Source organism: Spirabiliibacterium pneumoniae (genome assembly GCF_014884995.1).
Taxonomy (GTDB): Bacteria; Pseudomonadota; Gammaproteobacteria; order Enterobacterales; family Pasteurellaceae; genus Spirabiliibacterium; species Spirabiliibacterium pneumoniae.
In genome coordinates this window covers 206,121-225,735 of record NZ_JABMII010000008.1, presented here as the reverse complement: position 1 = coordinate 225,735, position 19,615 = coordinate 206,121, and the positions used below count along the sequence as shown (strand labels likewise).

Annotated in this window: 21 protein-coding genes; 16 read left to right on the top strand and 5 right to left on the bottom strand. The window is 45.6% G+C overall.

The genetic code is table 11. The features are described from left to right. Positions 1-99: 99 nt before the first annotated feature. Positions 100-966 (bottom strand): SAM-dependent methyltransferase TehB, encoded by an 867-nt coding sequence (gene tehB, locus HPC38_RS07255; protein WP_208120616.1) that lies wholly within the window; start codon positions 964-966, stop codon positions 100-102. 156 nt (positions 967-1,122) lie between these two features. Between tehB and HPC38_RS07250 the strand changes: the two genes are divergently transcribed. Continuing rightward, on the top strand, positions 1,123-2,052 hold the full coding sequence (locus HPC38_RS07250) for a mechanosensitive ion channel family protein (protein ID WP_208120615.1): 930 nt from the start codon (positions 1,123-1,125) through the stop codon (positions 2,050-2,052). Positions 2,053-2,107: 55 nt separating this feature from the next. On the opposite strand, the gene dacB is transcribed toward HPC38_RS07250, so the two are convergent. After that, positions 2,108-3,526 carry a serine-type D-Ala-D-Ala carboxypeptidase gene (gene dacB, locus HPC38_RS07245; RefSeq protein ID WP_208120614.1) on the bottom strand — a complete coding sequence of 473 codons (1,419 nt, stop codon included), beginning with the start codon at positions 3,524-3,526 and terminating at the stop codon, positions 2,108-2,110. A gap of 165 nt (positions 3,527-3,691) precedes the next feature. Between dacB and greA the strand changes: the two genes are divergently transcribed. Then, positions 3,692-4,171 carry a transcription elongation factor GreA gene (gene greA, locus HPC38_RS07240; RefSeq protein ID WP_208120613.1) on the top strand — a complete coding sequence of 160 codons (480 nt, stop codon included), beginning with the start codon at positions 3,692-3,694 and terminating at the stop codon, positions 4,169-4,171. A gap of 42 nt (positions 4,172-4,213) precedes the next feature. Here greA and yhbY read toward each other — a convergent pair whose 3' ends face one another. Then, a complete protein-coding gene (gene yhbY, locus HPC38_RS07235) occupies positions 4,214-4,507 on the bottom strand; it encodes a ribosome assembly RNA-binding protein YhbY (protein ID WP_208120612.1) in 294 nt (97 codons plus the stop codon). A gap of 113 nt (positions 4,508-4,620) precedes the next feature. On the opposite strand from yhbY, the gene rlmE reads away from it, so the two are divergent. From rlmE to yciH, 13 genes are all read left to right on the top strand, one after another. Continuing rightward, the gene (gene rlmE / locus HPC38_RS07230; RefSeq protein WP_208120611.1) at positions 4,621-5,250 is read left to right on the top strand and encodes a 23S rRNA (uridine(2552)-2'-O)-methyltransferase RlmE; all 630 of its coding nucleotides are present in this window, start codon (positions 4,621-4,623) and stop codon (positions 5,248-5,250) included. A 62-nt stretch (positions 5,251-5,312) separates the two neighbouring features. Then, positions 5,313-7,232, top strand: coding sequence for an ATP-dependent zinc metalloprotease FtsH (ftsH, locus tag HPC38_RS07225; RefSeq protein ID WP_208120610.1), 1,920 nt, complete (start codon positions 5,313-5,315; stop codon positions 7,230-7,232). Positions 7,233-7,388: 156 nt separating this feature from the next. Further along, entirely contained in the window at positions 7,389-8,681 is a 1,293-nt protein-coding gene (gene serS, locus HPC38_RS07220) for a serine--tRNA ligase (RefSeq protein ID WP_208120609.1), read from the top strand. 76 nt (positions 8,682-8,757) lie between these two features. Next, positions 8,758-9,963: an MFS transporter gene (locus tag HPC38_RS07215; protein WP_208120608.1), complete on the top strand. Its 1,206-nt coding sequence runs from the start codon at positions 8,758-8,760 to the stop codon at positions 9,961-9,963. A gap of 116 nt (positions 9,964-10,079) precedes the next feature. Further along, positions 10,080-12,197, top strand: a complete 2,118-nt coding sequence (gene rlmKL, locus HPC38_RS07210) for a bifunctional 23S rRNA (guanine(2069)-N(7))-methyltransferase RlmK/23S rRNA (guanine(2445)-N(2))-methyltransferase RlmL (protein ID WP_208120607.1) — start codon at positions 10,080-10,082, stop codon at positions 12,195-12,197. A gap of 4 nt (positions 12,198-12,201) precedes the next feature. Beyond that, positions 12,202-12,771 (top strand): RBBP9/YdeN family alpha/beta hydrolase, encoded by a 570-nt coding sequence (locus HPC38_RS07205; protein ID WP_208120606.1) that lies wholly within the window; start codon positions 12,202-12,204, stop codon positions 12,769-12,771. A 3-nt stretch (positions 12,772-12,774) separates the two neighbouring features. After that, positions 12,775-13,455, top strand: a complete 681-nt coding sequence (cmk, locus tag HPC38_RS07200) for a (d)CMP kinase (protein ID WP_208120605.1) — start codon at positions 12,775-12,777, stop codon at positions 13,453-13,455. A gap of 98 nt (positions 13,456-13,553) precedes the next feature. Then, positions 13,554-15,221 (top strand): 30S ribosomal protein S1, encoded by a 1,668-nt coding sequence (rpsA, locus tag HPC38_RS07195; protein WP_208120604.1) that lies wholly within the window; start codon positions 13,554-13,556, stop codon positions 15,219-15,221. A 60-nt stretch (positions 15,222-15,281) separates the two neighbouring features. After that, on the top strand, positions 15,282-15,566 hold the full coding sequence (locus HPC38_RS07190) for an integration host factor subunit beta (protein ID WP_208120603.1): 285 nt from the start codon (positions 15,282-15,284) through the stop codon (positions 15,564-15,566). Between the two features lie 130 nt (positions 15,567-15,696). After that, positions 15,697-15,987, top strand: coding sequence for a LapA family protein (locus HPC38_RS07185; protein ID WP_208120602.1), 291 nt, complete (start codon positions 15,697-15,699; stop codon positions 15,985-15,987). Between the two features lie 3 nt (positions 15,988-15,990). Further along, entirely contained in the window at positions 15,991-17,187 is a 1,197-nt protein-coding gene (gene lapB / locus HPC38_RS07180) for a lipopolysaccharide assembly protein LapB (RefSeq protein WP_208120601.1), read from the top strand. A 10-nt stretch (positions 17,188-17,197) separates the two neighbouring features. Then, positions 17,198-17,905, top strand: a complete 708-nt coding sequence (gene pyrF / locus HPC38_RS07175; protein ID WP_208120600.1) for an orotidine-5'-phosphate decarboxylase — start codon at positions 17,198-17,200, stop codon at positions 17,903-17,905. After that, positions 17,898-18,215 (top strand): stress response translation initiation inhibitor YciH, encoded by a 318-nt coding sequence (yciH, locus tag HPC38_RS07170; protein WP_208120599.1) that lies wholly within the window; start codon positions 17,898-17,900, stop codon positions 18,213-18,215. The genes pyrF and yciH overlap by 8 nt, the downstream gene beginning before the upstream one ends. A 48-nt stretch (positions 18,216-18,263) precedes the next feature. Here yciH and HPC38_RS07165 read toward each other — a convergent pair whose 3' ends face one another. Beyond that, positions 18,264-18,608, bottom strand: coding sequence for a SirB2 family protein (locus HPC38_RS07165; RefSeq protein ID WP_208120598.1), 345 nt, complete (start codon positions 18,606-18,608; stop codon positions 18,264-18,266). 153 nt (positions 18,609-18,761) lie between these two features. On the opposite strand from HPC38_RS07165, the gene HPC38_RS07160 reads away from it, so the two are divergent. Then, a complete protein-coding gene (locus HPC38_RS07160) occupies positions 18,762-18,989 on the top strand; it encodes a YgjV family protein (RefSeq protein ID WP_208120597.1) in 228 nt (75 codons plus the stop codon). Between the two features lie 53 nt (positions 18,990-19,042). Here the strand turns inward: HPC38_RS07160 and ssb are convergent, their stop codons facing one another. Then, on the bottom strand, positions 19,043-19,558 hold the full coding sequence (gene ssb, locus HPC38_RS07155; RefSeq protein ID WP_208120596.1) for a single-stranded DNA-binding protein: 516 nt from the start codon (positions 19,556-19,558) through the stop codon (positions 19,043-19,045). Positions 19,559-19,615 lie beyond the last annotated feature (57 nt).

The following is a 19,615-nucleotide window of genomic DNA, read 5'->3' as shown; positions in this document are numbered from 1 at the left end:
AAGCACAGGGGATTGTCTCTAGGGCTGTTGATGGAAGGCGCGAAATTCTTAAACGTAAACACTAGGCAAAAGTGCGGTCAGTTGACCGCACTTTGCTTTTTAGCGCTTTTTCGCTAAGAGGGTGGCGAAGCGTAGTTTGATGCGGTTGCCGTTTTCGTCGGTTTTGTGTAGTTCGCCGATGTTTTCGTTGTAGTCCACAATCTCCCAGTCTTGATAATACTGTTTCAATTCGCCTGCTTTGAAGGTGAATGGGAAGGGCATTGGGCACGGGTAGTCGTCGGTGGACATGGCAGCAACAATCAAATTATAACCGCCTTTGTTGGTGTGATCTTGCATGTTGGCGAGCACGCGAGGGATACTCTTGGCAGGTAAGAACATCAGCACTACGGTGGAGATGATAAGATCGTAGTGATCTTGAATAGCCGCCTCGGTGATGTCGTAAACTGCGGTATTGAGATTGTCTAATTGCTCTTTTTCTTTCACATTATTGAGAAAAGCGATGCTCGCCTCATTGCGATCGTAGGCATCAACGTCAAAGCCCATTTTAGCCAAAAAGAGCGCATTGCGCCCTTGCCCGCAGCCGAGATCGAGCGCTTTGCCTTGCGAGATAACGTCCATCGTGCGCACCACATCGCTGTGGGTGGCGGTCATGTTGTATTTTTTCGCGCCGAAATTTTTCAGCTCGCAATAAAATTCCAAATAACATTCCAAATCATCACTCAGTGGCTCAACGCGATGCCATTGTTGCGGCTCAACAAAGGGCGCTTGATTGTCTTTGTCGAAAACACATTCCGCTTGAATATTGCCTTGCTCATCAAGAGCATAAAACTTGAGTGAGCCGTTTAAAATGGTGAGTTTGGCCCAGGTGCCGACTTTGGTGTTGTGCATTTTTTGGAACATTTCGGGCAGGGTGTCTTTACTCCAAACGGGCATTTTTTTATAACAAACGAGTTGACTTGGTGTCATAGTGCTTCCTTAAAGATGTATTTTAGATGAATGAATAGAGTGTATAAAAAAAGTGTGTGGCGTGCAATCTATTCCTGATTAATTTAGTCGGAAATGCTTAAAAAGTGCGGTCAGAAGTGCTAGAATGCCGCCCTATTTTACTGTTGGAGAAGGATGATGGCTGGAGAAAATGAAAGTGCGGTGAGCGCACCGAACATTGATATTACAGAGAGTGCAAAAGAGCTCATCAACGGTGTGCAAGGGCTTGATATGCACACGCTCATTTATGAGTGGATTATCCCTTACGGCACCAAAATTTTGCTCGCGATTATTATCTATTGGGTGGGCAAGCGTGTAGCACGGGTGTTTAGCAACATTTTAGGCAAAGCAATTGCGCGCTCCAGCGGCGATGAAATGCTGCAAAGCTTTGTGCGCTCGATTAGCTATTTTGCCCTGATGTTGATGGTGGTGATTGCCGCACTGTCGCAAATTGGCGTGAATACCACTTCACTGGTGGCGCTGATTGGTGCCGCAGGCTTGGCGATTGGTTTATCGCTACAAAACTCACTGCAAAATTTTGCCGCGGGCGTGATGATTTTAATCTTTAAACCGTTTCGCAAAGGGGATTATATCGAAGCGGGCGGTGTGGCAGGTAGTGTGGAGCAAATCGGCCTTTTGGTGCTGGAATTGCGCACTGCCGATAATAAAACTGTGTTAGTGCCTAACGGCAAAGTGTTTGGTGATAGTATTACCAACTATTCGATTAATGAAACTCGCCGCATTGATTTTATTTTCGATATTGCCTATGAGGCCGACATTCGCAAAGCCAAAGAAGTACTGGCACTGTGTTTGGAAGAAGAGCCTCGCGTGTTACGCCACCCAGAGCCACTGATTGCCGTGGGTGCATTAGAGGCGAGCAGTGTACAGCTATTTGTTCGCCCTTGGGTGAAAACCAGTGATTATTTTGCGGTGCAATTTGCGCTGACAGAGCGGGTTAAATTAGAATTTGACCGTGCGGGAATTGAAATTCCATACGATCAACTGGATATTCGTTTTCCAGAAAAAGAGCTGGCAAAACTGGAAAATACGTTGCACGATAACAATTAATCAAAATCAAAATCCCCTGAATGCAGGGGATTTTTTATGTTAAGGCAACGTGCGGTTAGTCTTCATAAAGTGCGGTGTAAAGTTGTTTTTCAAACTGCACTAACGGTCGACGCTTAGTTTTTTGTTCTAAATCGCCAGTGACATAGCCGCTGACAAATTGCACAAAAGCGATTTTTTCACCGCGCGCGTTGGTGATAAATCCTGCGAGATTATACACGCCTTTGAGCGATCCTGTTTTGGCAATCAAGTTATTTTGAATTGGGGGAGCGATCATCGAGCCACGCCCGCTGATGGTACCGTCTACACCCGCAATTGGGAAGGTGGTGAGCAAATCGAGCTTTTCGTCATGGGCGTTGATGTATTCCAACACCTGCAGCAGCGTTTGTGGGCTGATTAAATTATGGCGTGAAAGCCCTGAGCCGTCGGCGAGTTGATCATTACCAAATTTGATGCCCGCTTGTTTGCGCAAAATGGTTTTGAGCGCAACCGCACTTTGCTGAAAGGAGACAGGGCGCTGGTAATAAGCGTAGCCGATGCGGCGAAATAGGCTGTCGGCGATTTGGTTGTCTGAGTGCTTCATCATTTTTTTCAGTAACACGGGCAGCGGTTTAGATTCCACAATGGCGATTTCTTTGCCTTGGCGTGGCACTAAACTGACATTCACACCACTGTGTTGAATGCCAAGACGCTTTAATTGGCTGTCGATGTAAGAGCCTGCATAGCTGTCAGGATCTTGCACAGCGAAACTTAAGCCAAAAGGTTTAGGGTTGCGGGCAATGCAGCCTTTTAAGGTGTAGCGATTGTTATCGCTTACGCTGACATCAAAGTTGCAAAACCCCGCAGCTTTGGGGTCAACAATTTGCACTTGGCTGAACACCTGCACTGGAAATTGTGCAGGAATAGTGACATTGACCAGCTCGCCTGGTTTGGCGGAGGCATCAAGATTCACCGAAAAACAGTTGCCATCGACACTGGCTGCCGACGGTGGTGCGTTAAAACACATGGTTAAATCATTCCAAATCCAACCCAAGCCGCGGTCGTGGCTAGCAAACACGGTGGAATCAAGCCATACATTGCCATCAATGCGATTAATGCCCTGCTGTTTGAGTTGTACTAAGAGCTGATAAAGTTGCCCGCTGGTGAGTGTCGGGTCGCCTGCGAATTTCACAATCACGTCACCTTTGAGCGCACCATTTTGCACTTTTCCTGTGGTTAAAAGTGCGGTTTTAAAGGTGAATTCATCGCCGAGCACCAGCTTAGCGGCGAGTGCCGTAAAAATTTTTTGTGTGCTGGCGGGCAGCATTAATTGTTGTTCATTGAGTTGCACAACGCGTTGGTGTTGGTTTAGGTTTTCAGCCACTAACGCAACCGATGCGCCTTGTGGCAGGGTGGGGATAAAGTCGCTGGGCGTGATGCTCGGCCAGGCTGTGGCGGCATAAAACAGCATGCCAGCAAGAACGGATAATCTCATCATAGTGAATTCACATTGCAATTTTTAAATAAAGCCCATAATATAGTGCTAATGTAGGTTATTTAAAAGCGAATTTGAATACTTTCAAATTCTTTTACAAAACACCAATTGCTTACGGCAAAGGTACTTTGCCGTAGGTTTTTTTTGTCTTAACGCAAGGAAGTTATTATGCAACAAATTCCAATGACAGCACGCGGTGCGGAACAATTAAAACAAGAATTGGAACAACTGAAAACCGTTCGTCGCCCTGAAATTATCAAGGCCATTGCCGAGGCCCGTGAGCATGGTGATTTGAAAGAAAACGCGGAATACCACGCCGCACGCGAGCAGCAAGCCTTTTGTGAAGGGCGCATTCAAGACATTGAAAGCAAGTTGGCTAATTGTCAGATTATCGACGTGAGCAAAATCAAAAATAACGGCAAAGTGATTTTTGGTGCAACGGTGGTGCTGGTGAATGTAGATACTGATGAAGAAGTGACCTATAAGATTGTCGGTGATGATGAGGCGGACATTAAAGAAGGATTAATCTCGGTAAATTCGCCGATTGCTCGCGGGCTGATCGGCAAAGAAGTGGATGATAATGTCGCGATCACCACGCCAGGTGGACAAGTGGAATTTGATATTATTGAAGTGATTTACCAAGCCTAAAGTGTGGTTGTAAAAATGCCTTTCAGGTGAAAGGCATTTTGTTTATTTCGGTAGGCGAATAAGTTGCTCATCACTTTGGCGGTAAAGTACCAACACATGCCCAATTAATTGCACTGGCTGGGCGTGGGTTTCGCGGGCGATGGCTTCAATAATTAGTTGCTTCGTTTCGCGCTCGGCACCTGCGATTTTCACTTTAATCAGTTCGTGGTGATTTAACGCATTGTCAATTTCAGCGACAACGCCTTCGGTTAAGCCATTGGCACCGAGCATCACCACGGGTTTTAAATTGTGCGCGAGGCCTTTTAAAAATTGTTTTTGTTTGGTTGAAAGTGTCATAGTTACCCTTAATGGTTTCCAGTTATGCGGAACGTTGTAAAAATCCGCTTGAATATAAAAATTTTAGCACCATATTAACATTTAAACCATCATTTGATGTTCTGAGAGAAAAAATGGGAAAGAAAAAACGCTCGGCAAGTTCCAATCGCTGGCTAAATGAACATTTTAAAGATCAGTTTGTGCAAAAAGCGCATAAGCAAAAACTGCGCTCGCGCGCGTATTTCAAATTAGATGAATTGCAAAGCAAAGATAAATTGTTCAAGCCAGGTATGACGGTGGTCGATTTGGGCGCGGCACCTGGCGGCTGGTCGCAATTTGTGGTGACGCAAATTGGTGGGCGTGGGCGTGTGATTGCTTGCGATATTTTAGATATGGATCCTATTGCAGGGGTTGATTTCCTACAAGGGGATTTTCGTGAAGAAAGCGTGTTGACCGCACTTTTAGACCGTGTGGGTGAGCAAAAAGTGAACGTGGTGATGTCTGATATGGCACCCAATTTCTCAGGCATGCCGTCGGTGGATATTCCGCGTGCGATGTATTTAGTAGAGCTGGCATTGGATATGTGCCGACAAGTGCTGGCGAAAGATGGCAGCTTTGTGGTCAAGGTGTTCCAAGGTGAGGGCTTTGATAATTACTTGCGTGAAATCCGATCGTTATTTACAACGGTCAAGGTGCGTAAACCAGAAGCCTCGCGGGATCGCTCGCGGGAGGTTTATATTGTGGCAACAGGTTATAAATTGTAGTAACCTATTGCCTTATTTTATCACTATGGGAAATCATAAGAGGTCGTAACTTGAAGAACGATATGATAAAAAATTTAATTTTGTGGACAGTCATCGGGGTGATTTTGATGTCTGTTTTTCAAAGTTTCAGCTCGGATTCGGATGCTAAAAGTGGCGTAGATTATACGACGTTTATTTCTGATGTGGGCAAAAATCAAGTGCGTGAAGCGCGCTTTGATCAAAATGAGATTACAGTGACCAAAACCAATGGTGATAAGTACCAAACTGTGATGCCACTTTATGACGACAAACTGCTAGATGATCTGATCAAAAAAGATGTCAAAGTGCTGGGCACCCCGCCTGAAAAACGCGGTCTTTTGTCACAAATTTTGATCTCATGGTTCCCAATGCTGTTGCTTATCGGTGTGTGGGTCTTTTTTATGCGCCAAATGCAAGGTGGCGGCGGCAAGGCGATGAGCTTTGGTAAAAGCCGCGCCAAAATGATGAGTGAAGACCAAAACAAAGTGCGGTTCACTGATGTGGCGGGCTGTGAAGAAGCAAAAGAAGAAGTAGCTGAAGTAGTCGATTTTTTGCGTGACCCAGGCAAATTCCAAAAACTCGGCGGTAAAATCCCGAAAGGCATTTTGATGGTCGGCCCGCCAGGGACAGGTAAAACTTTGTTGGCAAAAGCCATCGCTGGTGAGGCAAAAGTGCCGTTTTTCACCATTTCAGGTTCTGACTTTGTGGAAATGTTCGTCGGTGTGGGGGCATCTCGTGTGCGTGATATGTTCGAACAAGCAAAGAAAAATGCACCGTGTTTGATTTTTATCGATGAAATCGACGCCGTCGGTCGTCAACGTGGCGCAGGCCTCGGTGGCGGGCATGATGAACGTGAGCAAACCTTAAACCAAATGCTGGTGGAAATGGACGGCTTTGAAGGTAATTCTGGCGTGATTGTGATTGCCGCAACGAACCGCCCAGATGTGCTGGACCCAGCATTGACCCGCCCTGGGCGTTTTGACCGCCAAGTCACGGTTGGCTTGCCAGATGTGCGTGGCCGTGAGCAAATTTTGAAAGTGCATATGCGCAAAGTGCCTGTGGCTGATGATGTCAACCCAATGGTAATTGCCCGTGGCACACCAGGGTATTCTGGTGCAGATTTGGCCAACTTGGTCAATGAGGCAGCACTTTTTGCCGCACGCACCAATAAGCGCATTGTGACTATGCTGGAGTTTGAAAAAGCGAAGGATAAAATCAACATGGGGCCTGAGCGTCGCACCATGATGATGACCGACAAGCAAAAAGAATCCACCGCGTATCACGAAGCAGGCCATGCGATTGTGGGGTATTTAGTGCCAGAGCATGACCCTGTGCACAAAGTAACTATCATCCCACGCGGGCGTGCACTGGGTGTAACTTTCTTCTTGCCAGAGGGCGATCAAATTAGCATTAGCCAAAAACAATTGGAAAGCAAACTCTCCACCTTGTATGCAGGGCGGATTGCTGAAGAGTTGATTTATGGCGAGGAGAATATCTCAACTGGTGCGTCTAACGACATTCAAGTAGCCACCAACATTGCGCGCAAAATGGTGACTGAATGGGGCTTTTCAGACAAACTTGGTCCAGTGCTGTATGCCGAAGATGAAGGAGAAGTATTCTTAGGTCGCTCTATGGCAAAAGCCAAGCATATGTCAGATGAAACCGCGCATTTGATTGATGAAGAAGTGCGTGCGATTGTCAACCGCAACTACCAGCGTTCACGCCAGTTGCTCAAGGACAATATGGACATTTTGCATGCCATGAAAGATGCGTTGATAAAATATGAAACCATCGAGCTTGAGCAGATCAAACAGCTGATGGCGCGTGAGGAAGTCAGCCCACCAATGGGATGGGAAGAGGTGAAAGGCAATGCGCCACAGCCGTCAGACGATGAGCCGAAATCCTTTGAAGAAGTCAAAGAAGATGAGCAACAAAAAGCGGATGACGAGCAGCCAAAAGCCTAGCTGACCGCACTTTTAAAAGCACCTTTCGAGGTGCTTTTTTTATGAATGAAAATAAAAAAGGCAAAGTGCGGTTTTTTTGCTAGCGCGATCACAAAAATAGCGTTAAAATACCCCAATTTTGTGTGAAACACACATCCTGATTCACAAGGCTAGTTTATGATCGATCCTAATCTTTTAAGAAACAATCTTACTGAGATTGCTGAAAAACTCAAAATCCGTCGTAATTACACCTTAGACGTCAATCGCTATTCTCAACTTGAAGAACAACGTAAAGCACTGCAAGTGAAAACTGAAACCTTGCAAGCCGAACGCAACACTCGCTCAAAAGCCATTGGTGCTGCTAAAACGCGCGGTGAAGATATTGCCCCTTTACTGGCAGAAGTTGATCAAATGGGCAATGCGCTCAATGATGCCAAGCAAGCCCTTGAACAAGTTCAAGCTGAAATGCAAGAGATTGCGCTGAGTATCCCTAATATCCCTGATGATGAAGTGCCATTAGGCAAAGATGAAAACGACAACCAAGAAGTGCTGCGCTGGGGTGAGCCGAAACAGTTTGATTTTGACGTGCGCGATCATGTAACCCTGGGCGAAATAGCGCAGGGGTTGGATTTTGCAACAGGTGCAAAACTTGCAGGCGCCCGCTTTGTGGTGATGCAAGGTCAAATTGCGAAACTGCACCGTGCCTTGACACAATTTATGTTGGATCTCCACACCGAACAACATGGCTATCAAGAAACCTATGTGCCGTATCTCGTTAATCACGAAACCCTTTATGGCACAGGGCAGTTGCCAAAATTTGGGGAAGACTTATTCCACACGAAACCATTGGAAGGCGAACAACCTTACGCCCTCATTCCAACCGCGGAAGTGCCTGTAACAAATATTGTGCGTGGAGAGATTTTAGACGAAGAACGTCTGCCAATTAAAATGACAGCACACACACCGTGTTTCCGCTCTGAAGCAGGATCTTATGGGCGTGATACGCGTGGCTTAATTCGTATGCACCAGTTTGACAAAGTTGAAATGGTGCAGATCGTTGCCCCAGAGCAGTCAATGCAAGCATTGGAAGAATTAACAGGGCACGCAGAAAAAGTGCTGCAATTGCTGGAATTGCCATACCGTAAAGTCTTGTTATGCACTGGCGACATGGGTTTTGGCTCATGCAAAACTTATGACTTAGAAGTGTGGCTGCCTGCGCAAAACACCTATCGTGAAATTTCATCTTGCTCGAATATGTGGGATTTCCAAGCACGGCGCATGCAGGCACGTTGTCGAGCAAAAGGTGAAAAGAAACCGCGTTTGGTGCATACGTTGAACGGCTCGGGTTTAGCCGTTGGGCGAACCTTAGTGGCGGTGATGGAAAACTATCAGCAAGCCGATGGTTCCATTGTCATTCCTAAAGTGTTACGACCTTATATGAATGGCATTGATATTATCGGTGGTCAATAATTTTTAAAATCCCTTTTATTTTAAAAGGGATTTTTTTTGGCTTGAAAACAAGAGAAACAACAGGAGAAAACAGCAAATGCAAAAAGTAGATCGTTATGGCATCAAGGCGGTGGTGGGGTCCGCCGTGGGGTATGCAATGGACGGCTTTGATTTATTAATTCTTGGCTTTATGCTTTCCGCCATCGGTGCGGATTTAGCCTTGAGCAAAGCGCAACTTGGCTCACTGGTGACCTGGACACTGGTGGGCGCTGTAGCTGGTGGCATTATTTTTGGTGCTTTAAGCGACCGCTTTGGGCGGGTGCGCGTACTGACGTGGACGATTGTATTGTTCGCCGTTTTCACAGGGTTGTGTGCCATTGCCCAAGGTTACTGGGATTTATTGATTTATCGCACCATCGCAGGTATCGGCTTAGGGGGTGAGTTTGGCATTGGTATGGCACTGGCGGCTGAAGCGTGGCCTGCTCGCCACAGAGCGCGCGCGTCAAGTTATGTTGCGCTCGGTTGGCAACTTGGTGTGTTAGCGGCAGCGTTGTTAACACCGCTGTTGCTACCCGTCATCGGCTGGCGTGGTATGTTTTTAGTTGGGATTATCCCTGCATTTGTGGCGTGGTATTTACGCTCAAAACTACATGAGCCAGAGGTGTTCCAAGCAAAACAAAAACAACCGCGCCAATCAAAGTGGGATTCGTTCCGCTTGCTCGTAAAAGATCGCGAAACTACCAAAGTGAGCATTGGTATTTGGATTTTGTGCTCAGTGCAAAACTTTGGTTACTACGGCATCATGATCTGGATGCCAAGCTTTTTATCTAAACAACTTGGATTTACCTTAGCTAAATCAGGCTTGTGGACGGCCATGAGCGTGCTGGGCATGATGTTTGGTATTTGGGTGTTTGGCCAACTGGCTGATCGCATTGGGCGCAAACCAAGCTTTATTTTATTCCAAATTGGTGCAGCGATTGCGGTGATTGTCTATTCACAACTTACCACGCCAGAATCTATGCTCATTGCTGGTGTCGTGATGGGTATTTTTGTAAACGGTATGCTAGGTGGCTATGGTGCGCTTATGTCAGAGGCTTATCCAACCGAGGCACGTGCTACCGCGCAAAATGTATTGTTCAATCTCGGGCGTGCAGTGGGCGGCTTTGGGCCGATAGTGGTAGGTGCAATTGTCTCTGCCTATTCCTTCCAAGTGGCAATTGCGTTACTTGCTGCAATCTATATCTTAGATTTGATTGCCACTGTCTTCTTAATTCCTGAACTCAAAGGCAAGGCGTTGAACTAACCCAACCGCACTTTGATAAAAGCGCAGCTTAGGCTGCGCTTTTTCTTTGCTGAACGCTGCTTTTTCTAGTTTTCATCTGTTATAATTTAAAGATCACTGCTTGTTGAAAGGTTATTATGAGAACACTGTTTGCCACCACTGCGCGTGGTTTTGAAGAATTATTAAAATCCGAACTCACCACACTCGGTGCGCAAGACGTACGCGTGGCGCAAGGCGGCGTGCATTATCAAGCTGATGATGAAACGCTTTACCGCACTTTGCTTGGCTCGCGCTTGGCGTCACGCATTTTGCTGCCGCTAGTCACCGGCAAGGTGTACAGCGACATGGATTTATATGCACTGGTGAGCCAATTTGACTGGTCAGAGGTATTTGACAGCAGATGCACATTTTTGGTCGATTTCAATGGTACCAATCAAGAAATTCGTCACAGTCAATTTGGCGCAATGCGTGTGAAAGACGGCATCGTTGATTATTTTGAGCGCAAGGGCGAGCCTCGACCGAATGTGGATAAAGCCTACCCAGATATCCGACTGCATGCCTACCTTAAACGTGATGAAGTGATTATATCCCTTGATCTCAGCGGCGAGGCGCTGCATCTGCGTGGCTATCGTCAAGAAAGTGGCCAAGCACCACTGCGAGAAACTTTAGCTGCTGCTATCATTTTGCGTTCAGGTTGGCAGCATGGCTCACCACTAGTGGATCCAATGTGTGGTTCTGGCACTTTATTGATTGAAGCGGCAATGATGGAGGCGAATATCGCGCCGAATTTAAGCCGTTTGCATTGGGGCTTTGACCATTGGCGTGAGCATAATCAAGCCACCTTCCAACGCGTGCGCGAGGAGATGCAAAGTGCGGTCAAGCATGATGTGCAACCGCACTTTTATGGCTTTGACATTGACCGCCGTGTGCTAACCAAAGCGCAACATAATGCGATTGCAGCCGGCGTAGGCAATCTTATCACCTTCCGCTTTGGTGATGTCGCCGCACTCATCAACCCAAGCTCTAATCTACATGGTACGTTAGTGAGCAACCCACCTTATGGCGAGCGTTTAGGCGCAACGCCTGCACTAATTGCGCTTTATTCCGTGCTGGGTCAGCGCTTAAAATCGGAGTTTGCAGGGTGGAATGTATCACTTTTCAGTGGTGAGCCGCAGTTGCTTGATTGCGTGCGCCTGCGTTCCCATCGCCAATTCAAAGCGAAAAACGGCCCGCTGGATTGCGTGCAGAAAAACTACCAAATTGCTGAGCGTGCAGCCGATGCGCCGAGTGTAGAAAAAACACAAAGTGCGGTTGAGGTGGCAGAGGATTTTGCTAACCGCTTGCAAAAAAATCGCAAAAAAATCGAAAAATGGGCTGTGCAGCAAGGGCTGGATGCGTACCGCTTATATGATGCGGATTTGCCTGAATATAATCTCGCGGTAGATCGCTATGGCGATCACATCGTGGTGCAAGAGTATGCCGCACCGAAAAATATTGACCCCGCTAAAGCTCGCCAGCGTTTGCTCGATGCTGTTACCGCCACGCTTAATGTAACAGGCGTAGATACCAATAAACTGGTGCTTAAAGTGCGGCAAAAGCAAAAGGGCAAAAACCAATACGAAAAAATGGCGGAGAAGGGTGAGTATTTTTATGTCACAGAGTACGGCGCAAAATTGTGGGTTAATCTGACCGATTACTTAGACACGGGCTTGTTCTTAGACCACCGCTTGACGCGCAAAATGGTCGGTGAGATGGCCAAAGGCAAGTCGTTTTTAAATTTGTTCGCCTATACAGGATCTGCGACAGTACATGCCGCGCTGGGGGGCGCAAAAAGCACCACCACGGTGGATATGTCAAACACCTACCTTAATTGGGCAGAGCAGAATTTGATCCTAAACGGCTTTGAAGAAAGCCGCTCCCATCAAATCATTCAAGCCGACTGCCTGCAATGGTTGGCGCAATGCAAAGTGCGGTATGACTTGATTTTTGTTGACCCACCAACGTTTTCAAACTCCAAGCGTATGCAAGACAGCTGGGATGTGCAGCGTGATCATATTCGCTTATTTACGATGTTAAAAAGTTGCCTTGCCGACGGCGGCACGATTATTTTTTCAAACAACAAACGCGGCTTTAAAATGGACCACGCAGGCCTGGCGCAACTGAGCTTAAGTGCGGTTGACATCACTGCCAAAACGCTGCCGCTTGATTTTGAGCGAAATAAACAGATTCACAACTGTTGGGTTGTTAAGGAGTGATGACATGAAGCTCTATATCGTTCATGGCTATACAGCAAGTCGAGATGCGCATTGGTTTCCTTGGTTGGCGGCACAGTGTGAACAGCATAACATTCTTGCACGCGCCTTAGCTATGCCAAATAGTCATGCACCGCACTTTGGCGAGTGGCTGCAAACGCTGAGAGAAGAAATTCAACTTGACCGTGAAACTATTTTGGTCGGTCATAGTTTGGGCTGCATTTCACTTTTGCAGTATTTAAATAGTGAAAAAAATGTTATGCCTATTGCGGGAGCTATCTTAGTTTCTGGGTTTCATGAATGTGTGACAGGGTTAAGTGAATTAGACGAATTTTGTACGTCAGCCCTTGATTTTGACTTTTTAAAGCAGAAAATTTCGCACAAAGTGGTGCTGTCGGCTCGTGATGATGAGATTGTGCCATGGCAGTATAGTCATCGTTTAGCTGAAAAATTAGCAGCAGATTTTCATCTGCTCAACAGGGGAGGGCATTTTCTCGACAGAGAAGGGGTATTGACTTTACCCATTGTGCTTGAGCAGGTGCTAAATATACAAAGTGCGGTTTTAGGAAAGGAATAAAATATGGAAAATATTGTCATTGCGATTGACGGCCCAAGTGGGGTAGGCAAGGGGACGTTGTGTCAGCGGTTGGCGCAGCATTTTAATTTTAATTTGCTTGATTCTGGTGCGATTTATCGCGTGCTGGGCGTGGCAGCAGTGAAACGTGGTATAGCACTTGATGATGAAGCAGCATTAAGCGCACTTGCCGCTAAGTTGGATTTGCAGTTTATTGCGCAAGACAGTGGAGTGCAGGTGTTACTTGACGGTGAGAATGTGAGTGCAAACATTCGCAGCGAAGCGGCAGGTATTAATGCCTCTAAAGTGGCGGCGTTGCCTAAAGTGCGGTCAGCCTTGTTGCAGCGCCAGCGTGATTTTAGCACGCCGCGTGGCTTGATTGCCGATGGGCGAGATATGGGCACGGTGGTATTCCCGAATGCGCAGATTAAAATTTTCTTAGATGCCAGCGCACAGGTGCGTGCCCAGCGGCGTTACAATCAATTACTCGGCAAAGGTGTAATGGCGGACTTTGAGGCGATTTTAAGCGACATTCAAGCGCGTGACGATCGTGACCGCAATCGTGCGGTGGCGCCACTGAAACCAGCCACGGACGCCTATTTTTTGGACACAAGTGAATTAAGTATTAGCCAAGTGCTTGAAAAAGCGTTACAATACATCGATCGTAACCTTAATTTAAGGGTGTGATGATAATAGGGTTTAATCAAGGATGATTTAACCGATACTTACAGCCCCATTTGAAAGGACTTCAAGTGGACGTTATTAATTAACTTTGAAGATTAAATATGACTGAATCTTTTGCTCAATTATTTGAAGAATCACTAAAAGAACTTGAAACCCGTCAAGGTTCTATCGTTAACGGTACTGTAGTTGCAATCCAAAAAGGATTTGTATTGGTTGACGCAGGTTTGAAATCTGAATCCGCTATTCCAGTTGAAGAATTCTTAAACGCGCAAGGCGAGCTCGATGTCCAAGTGGGCGACGAAGTGAAAGTTGCCCTTGATGCTGTGGAAGATGGCTTCGGCGAAACTAAACTTTCTCGCGAGAAAGCGGTTCGTCACGAATCTTGGATTGAATTAGAAAAAGCATACGAAGATCAAGCAACCGTGACCGGTGTAATCAACGGTAAAGTTAAAGGTGGCTTCACTGTTGAGTTAAATGGTGTTCGTGCTTTCTTACCAGGCTCTTTAGTTGATACTCGTCCAGTTCGTGATACAGCGCACTTGGAAGGTAAAGAATTAGAGTTTAAAGTGATCAAACTTGATCAAAAACGCAACAATGTTGTGGTTTCTCGTCGCGCTGTGATTGAAACTGAAAACAGCCAAGAACGTGAACAATTGCTTGAAAATCTTGCTGAAGACGCAACTGTGACTGGTGTGGTTAAAAACTTGACCGAATACGGCGCATTCGTTGATCTCGGCGGCGTGGATGGCTTGTTGCACATCACTGATATGGCTTGGAAACGTGTTAAACACCCAAGTGAAATTGTCAATGTAGGTGATGAAATTACTGTTAAAGTATTGAAATTCGACCGTGAGCGCACTCGTGTATCTTTAGGCTTGAAACAATTAGGCCAAGACCCTTGGGTTGCGATCGCTGAAAATCACCCAGTTAATAGCAAATTGACTGGTAAAGTGACTAACTTAACTGACTACGGTTGCTTTGTAGAAATTTTAGACGGCGTTGAAGGTTTGGTTCACGTTTCAGAAATGGATTGGACTAACAAAAACATTCACCCATCTAAAGTGGTTAACGTTGGTGACGAAGTTGAAGTAATGGTATTGGAAATCGATGAAGACCGTCGTCGCATTTCTTTAGGTTTGAAACAATGCAAACCAAATCCATGGCAACAATTCGATGAAACCCATAAAAAAGGCGATCGTGTTGAAGGTAAAATCAAATCGATCACTGATTTTGGTATTTTCATTGGCTTAGAAGGCGGCATCGATGGCCTTGTTCACTTGTCTGACATTTCTTGGAATGTGCCAGGTGAAGAAGCTGTCCGCAACTACAAAAAAGGTGACGAAGTTGCCGCAGTTGTGTTGCAAGTCGACGCTGTTAAAGAACGTATCTCTTTGGGCATCAAACAATTAGAAGATGATCCGTTCAATAACTTCATCGCAGCCAACAAAAAAGGCGCTATCGTAAAAGGTAAAGCTATCGAAGTTGATGCGAAAGGCGTGAAAGTTGAACTTGATGGCGGTGCTGAAGGTTATGTTCGTGTAGCTGATCTTTCTCGTGACCGTATTGAAGACGCAACTAGCGTTGTGAATGTGGGTGATGAAGTTGAAGCGAAATACACAGGTGTTGACCGCAAAGCACGTTTGGTTCATTTGTCTGTACGAGCTAAAGACGAAGCTGAAGACAGCGCTGCAATTGCCAATGTGAATAAGCAAGAAGAAGCTATTCCAAATGCCATGGCAGAAGCGTTTAAAGCCGCGAAAAGTGAATAATTAAAACGTGTAACACGCAGGTGAGCTAAAGGCTTGCCTGCTTTTAATGAGGACATCGTTATGACAAAATCTGAACTTATTGAATGTTTGATTGAACAAAATCAAACTGTTCCTGTTAAGAGCGTAGAGAATGGTGTGAAGGCAATTCTTGAGCTGATGTCACAAACATTGGATCAAGGTGGTCGCATTGAAGTTCGCGGTTTTGGCAGTTTTTCATTGCATTACCGTCAGCCCCGTTTAGGGCGCAACCCAAAAACAGGTGAACAAGTGGATTTGGATGCGAAATATGTACCTCATTTTAAAGCGGGCAAAGAGCTAAGAGAGCGTGTGAACGCAGCAAGATAACAAAAACGGTGTTTAAACACCGTTTTTTATTGCCTAACATCGCATTTTCCATGCTTTGCTGTGAAAATATCTACAAGCGCTAGATAAATTTTGGCATAATAGGAAAGTGTTTTACTGTTTGGAGAGCAAGATGATTAAATTTTTCCTTGGATTCGTGATTATTCTCGCCATTGTGATTGTCGCTGTTACTATCGGGGCAGACAACGATCAAGTTATCACGTTTAACTACATCATCGCTAAATCTGAATTGCAGCTTTCATCATTAGTCGCCATTTTATTTGGTTTAGGGCTGTTGCTTGGCTGGCTGATCAGCGCCTATTTTGTGCTGCGTTTGAAAATGAAAAATATGAGCCTCAATCGTCAGGTTAAACGTCAAGCACAACAAATTACAGAATTAAATGTGAGCCATAAGCCACAATAATCAATGCTGGAATTACTCTTTCTGTTGTTGCCCATCGCCGCGCTTTATGGCTGGTATATGGGCTATCGCAGCGCCAGAAAAGGCCAAGATGATGTCCGTAACAAACTGTCGCAAGACTATGTCACTGGCGTTAACTTGCTTTTGTCGAATCAACAAGACAAAGCGGTCGGGCTTTTTCTGGATATGCTGCAAAAACAAGAAGCAGAAAACGAGATTGATAGCACTTCCCAATTTGAAGCCTCATTGACACTGGGGAATCTTTTTCGCACCCGTGGCGAGGTGGATCGTGCCATTCGTATTCACCAAAATCTACTCGATGATGACAATCTTTTGGATGATCAAAAACTGCTGGTTAAGCAGCAACTCGCTTTTGATTATATGCGTGTGGGCTTTTTTGACCGCGCTGAAAATCTCTATATTAGCTTGATTGATGAGCCTGAATATGCCGAAAATGCACTTAAAGAACTGGCTAAAATTTATCAAAAAATGAAAGAATGGAAAAAGGCAATTGATGTCACAGAAAAGCGTCAAAAAGCCTTTCCAAAGCAAAATAATGTGGAGTTGGCACACTATTATTGTGAATATATTGCCAGCAATGAACTCGACGACAAAGAAAAAACCGCACTTTGGCATAAGGCATTGGAAGTGTCACCAACGTGTGTGCGTGCCAGCCTTGAATTGGGTGTTAACACGATGCGTGAACAGGCATTTGAACAAGCCATTGGGTATTTTGAACAGATTTTAGATCAAAATCCTGTATTTATCAGTGAAGCGTTGGTGCATTTACACTGGTGTTACGAGCAGCTCAATCAGCTGGACAATTTCGAATTGTTTTTAATTAAAGCGCGTCACTTTATCAAAAGTGGGCAAATTGAACTAGCACTGGCGGAGATAATTGAGAAAAAGAGTGGTGAGCAGGTGGCACAAACCCATCTTTATGAACAGCTTGCACATATTCCAAGCATGGAAATTTTTCAGCGTTTATTACAGTACGATTTAAATAATGTTGACACCGCCCGTGCGCAAACGAGCCTTATGCGTTTGCAGCAAATTGTCAGCAATAAAATGGAAAAGAATTACCAATATCACTGTACAAATTGTGGTTATCATAGCCATCGTTTACTGTGGAATTGCCCATCGTGTCATCAATGGGAAACCATAAAGCCAACCGACGGTATTTATAAAAACATCAATCAATAAGGGGATTTCAATGGAAAGTAAGGTGATTGTTGCACTCGACTATGAAAAAGAGAAAGAGGCGTTAGCGTTGGTTGATCAAATCAACCCCAAACTTTGTCGCCTTAAAGTAGGCAAAGAGATGTTCACTACACTTGGCACACAGTTTGTGAAACAACTGCATCTGCGTGGCTTTGATGTCTTCTTAGATTTGAAATTTCATGACATCCCCAACACAGTAGCACGTGCAGTGCGCTCTGCTGCCGATTTAGGTGTATGGATGGTTGATTTGCATGCCAGTGGTGGTCTGCGCATGATGGAAACGGCGAAACAAATTCTTGAACCCTATGGTAAAGATGCACCAAAGCTCATCGCAGTAACAGTGCTTACCAGTATGGAAGATGTTGATTTGCTGCAAATTGGCTTAAATGCTTCACCGATGGAGCAGGTCATTCGTCTTGCGCGCTTAACACAACGTGCAGGTCTTGATGGTGTGGTGTGCTCGCCACAGGAAGTTGAAATTTTGCGGGCTAACTGTGGGCAAGATTTCACCCTCGTCACGCCAGGTATCCGCCCAGTAGGCTCTGATTTTGGTGATCAACGCCGCGTGATGACACCAGCTGAGGCGATTCGCCAAGGTTCGGATTACCTTGTGGTTGGACGTCCAATCACACAAGCGGCTAATCCGTTATCCGTGCTGGAACAAATCAACGCCGAAGTGAGCCAAGCACGTCATGGCTAATCCGTTAGTGTATTCTACGGAAACGGGGCGCATAAAGGCAGCACCTGCGCAAGAAGAAGTGCCACAAGGCGATGGCGTGGTGCGAATTCAGCGTCAAGTCAGCGGGCGCAAGGGCAAAGGTGTGAGTGTTATCACAGGGTTAGGGCTAGATAAAAAAGCCCTAAGCACATTGGCCTCGGAGTTGAAGAAAAAGTGCGGTTGTGGCGGTGCGGTGAAAGATTTCACCATTGAAATTCAAGGTGATAATCGTGAGCTAATCAGACAGCTTTTAGAACAAAAAGGCTACAAAGTCAAACTGGCGGGTGGTTGAGATAAAAAGGAAGCGAAGGCTTCCTTTTTTGTTGGCTGAAAAATGTGCTTAATGAAAGTACGCAATGCCCATCACGGCCAGCAGGCATAGCAGGGCAGGGATAAAAAAGTGCGGTTTAGGCGTGTGTCGATTAAATGTTTTCGCGGCAAAAATGATATAACCGAGCAATAAAGCCAGCTTAATCCAAAGCCAAGTGAACATCGGATAGCCAAGATAAATCATCAGTGCGCCAGAGAGCAGTAATAATGTATCGACAATATGCGGCATCACACGCAACACGAGTATTGAGCGCCAATTCAAGCCACGGTATTGCATCACGCCACGAATTAACAAAAAGCCCAACGCTAAAAAAGCAAAAATAACGTGCCCTAACAGAACAGACTCAAAAGCCATAACATACTCCAACAGAATAACAAGGCGAGAATTATAGCACGCATTTTATGCAATCAGAATCCACGGTTGCTGATTATTCCAGCAATCCTACTTTATTCTCAAAATGCTTTTTGATAACCTAACGCTTTTCTTATAATAAGGATAATAATAACAATGGACATTAATTTTATTGAAATCTTAGGTTATATCGCAACGGCGTTTGTTGCAGGTTCTTTTTTATTGAGCAAAATGATGGCATTGCGCGTGGTCAACTCCATCGGCGCCATTTTATACATCATCTACGGCGCCCTTATCGGGTCCGTCCCCGTGATGTTGCTTAACCTTTTTGTCACCGCCGTGAATTTTTACCAAATTTACAAACTCACCCAACGAAAAGCCTAACACACAAACAAAAACCGCACTTTAAAGTGCGGTTTTTTATACTCATTTTTTGCTTAGAACGGGATATCATCGTCGGTGAATGGGTCGGCGAAGTTATCCTGTGCTGGGGGGGTATTTTGTTGTGACGGTTGTTTTGGAGCGGATTGCGCATTGCCACGGTTAAAGTTATTTTGAGCAGGTGCGCTTTGGTTGTAGTTGCCTTGATTATAGCCACCGCCTTGGTTGTTGCGATCGCCACGGGAGTCTAGCATTTGCAAGTTGTCACCGATGATCTCGGTGGTGTAGCGGTCTTGCCCGTTTTGATCTTGCCATTTGCGGGTTTTTAAACGCCCTTCCACATACACTTTGCTGCCTTTGCGCAGATATTCCCCAGCAATTTCGGCTAAACGGCGATATAACACAATGCGGTGCCATTCGGTGACTTCGCGCATTTCGCCACTGTTTTTATCGCGCCAAGACTCACTGGTTGCCACGCTGATGTTGGCCACCGCTTCACCATTTGGCATGGTGCGCAGTTCAGGGTCATTGCCAAGATTGCCTACAATAATTACTTTGTTCACTCCCGCCATAAAATCCTCTTTCTGTATTGGCTTTCAATTTTGATGATCTCATATCTTGCCTGAAAT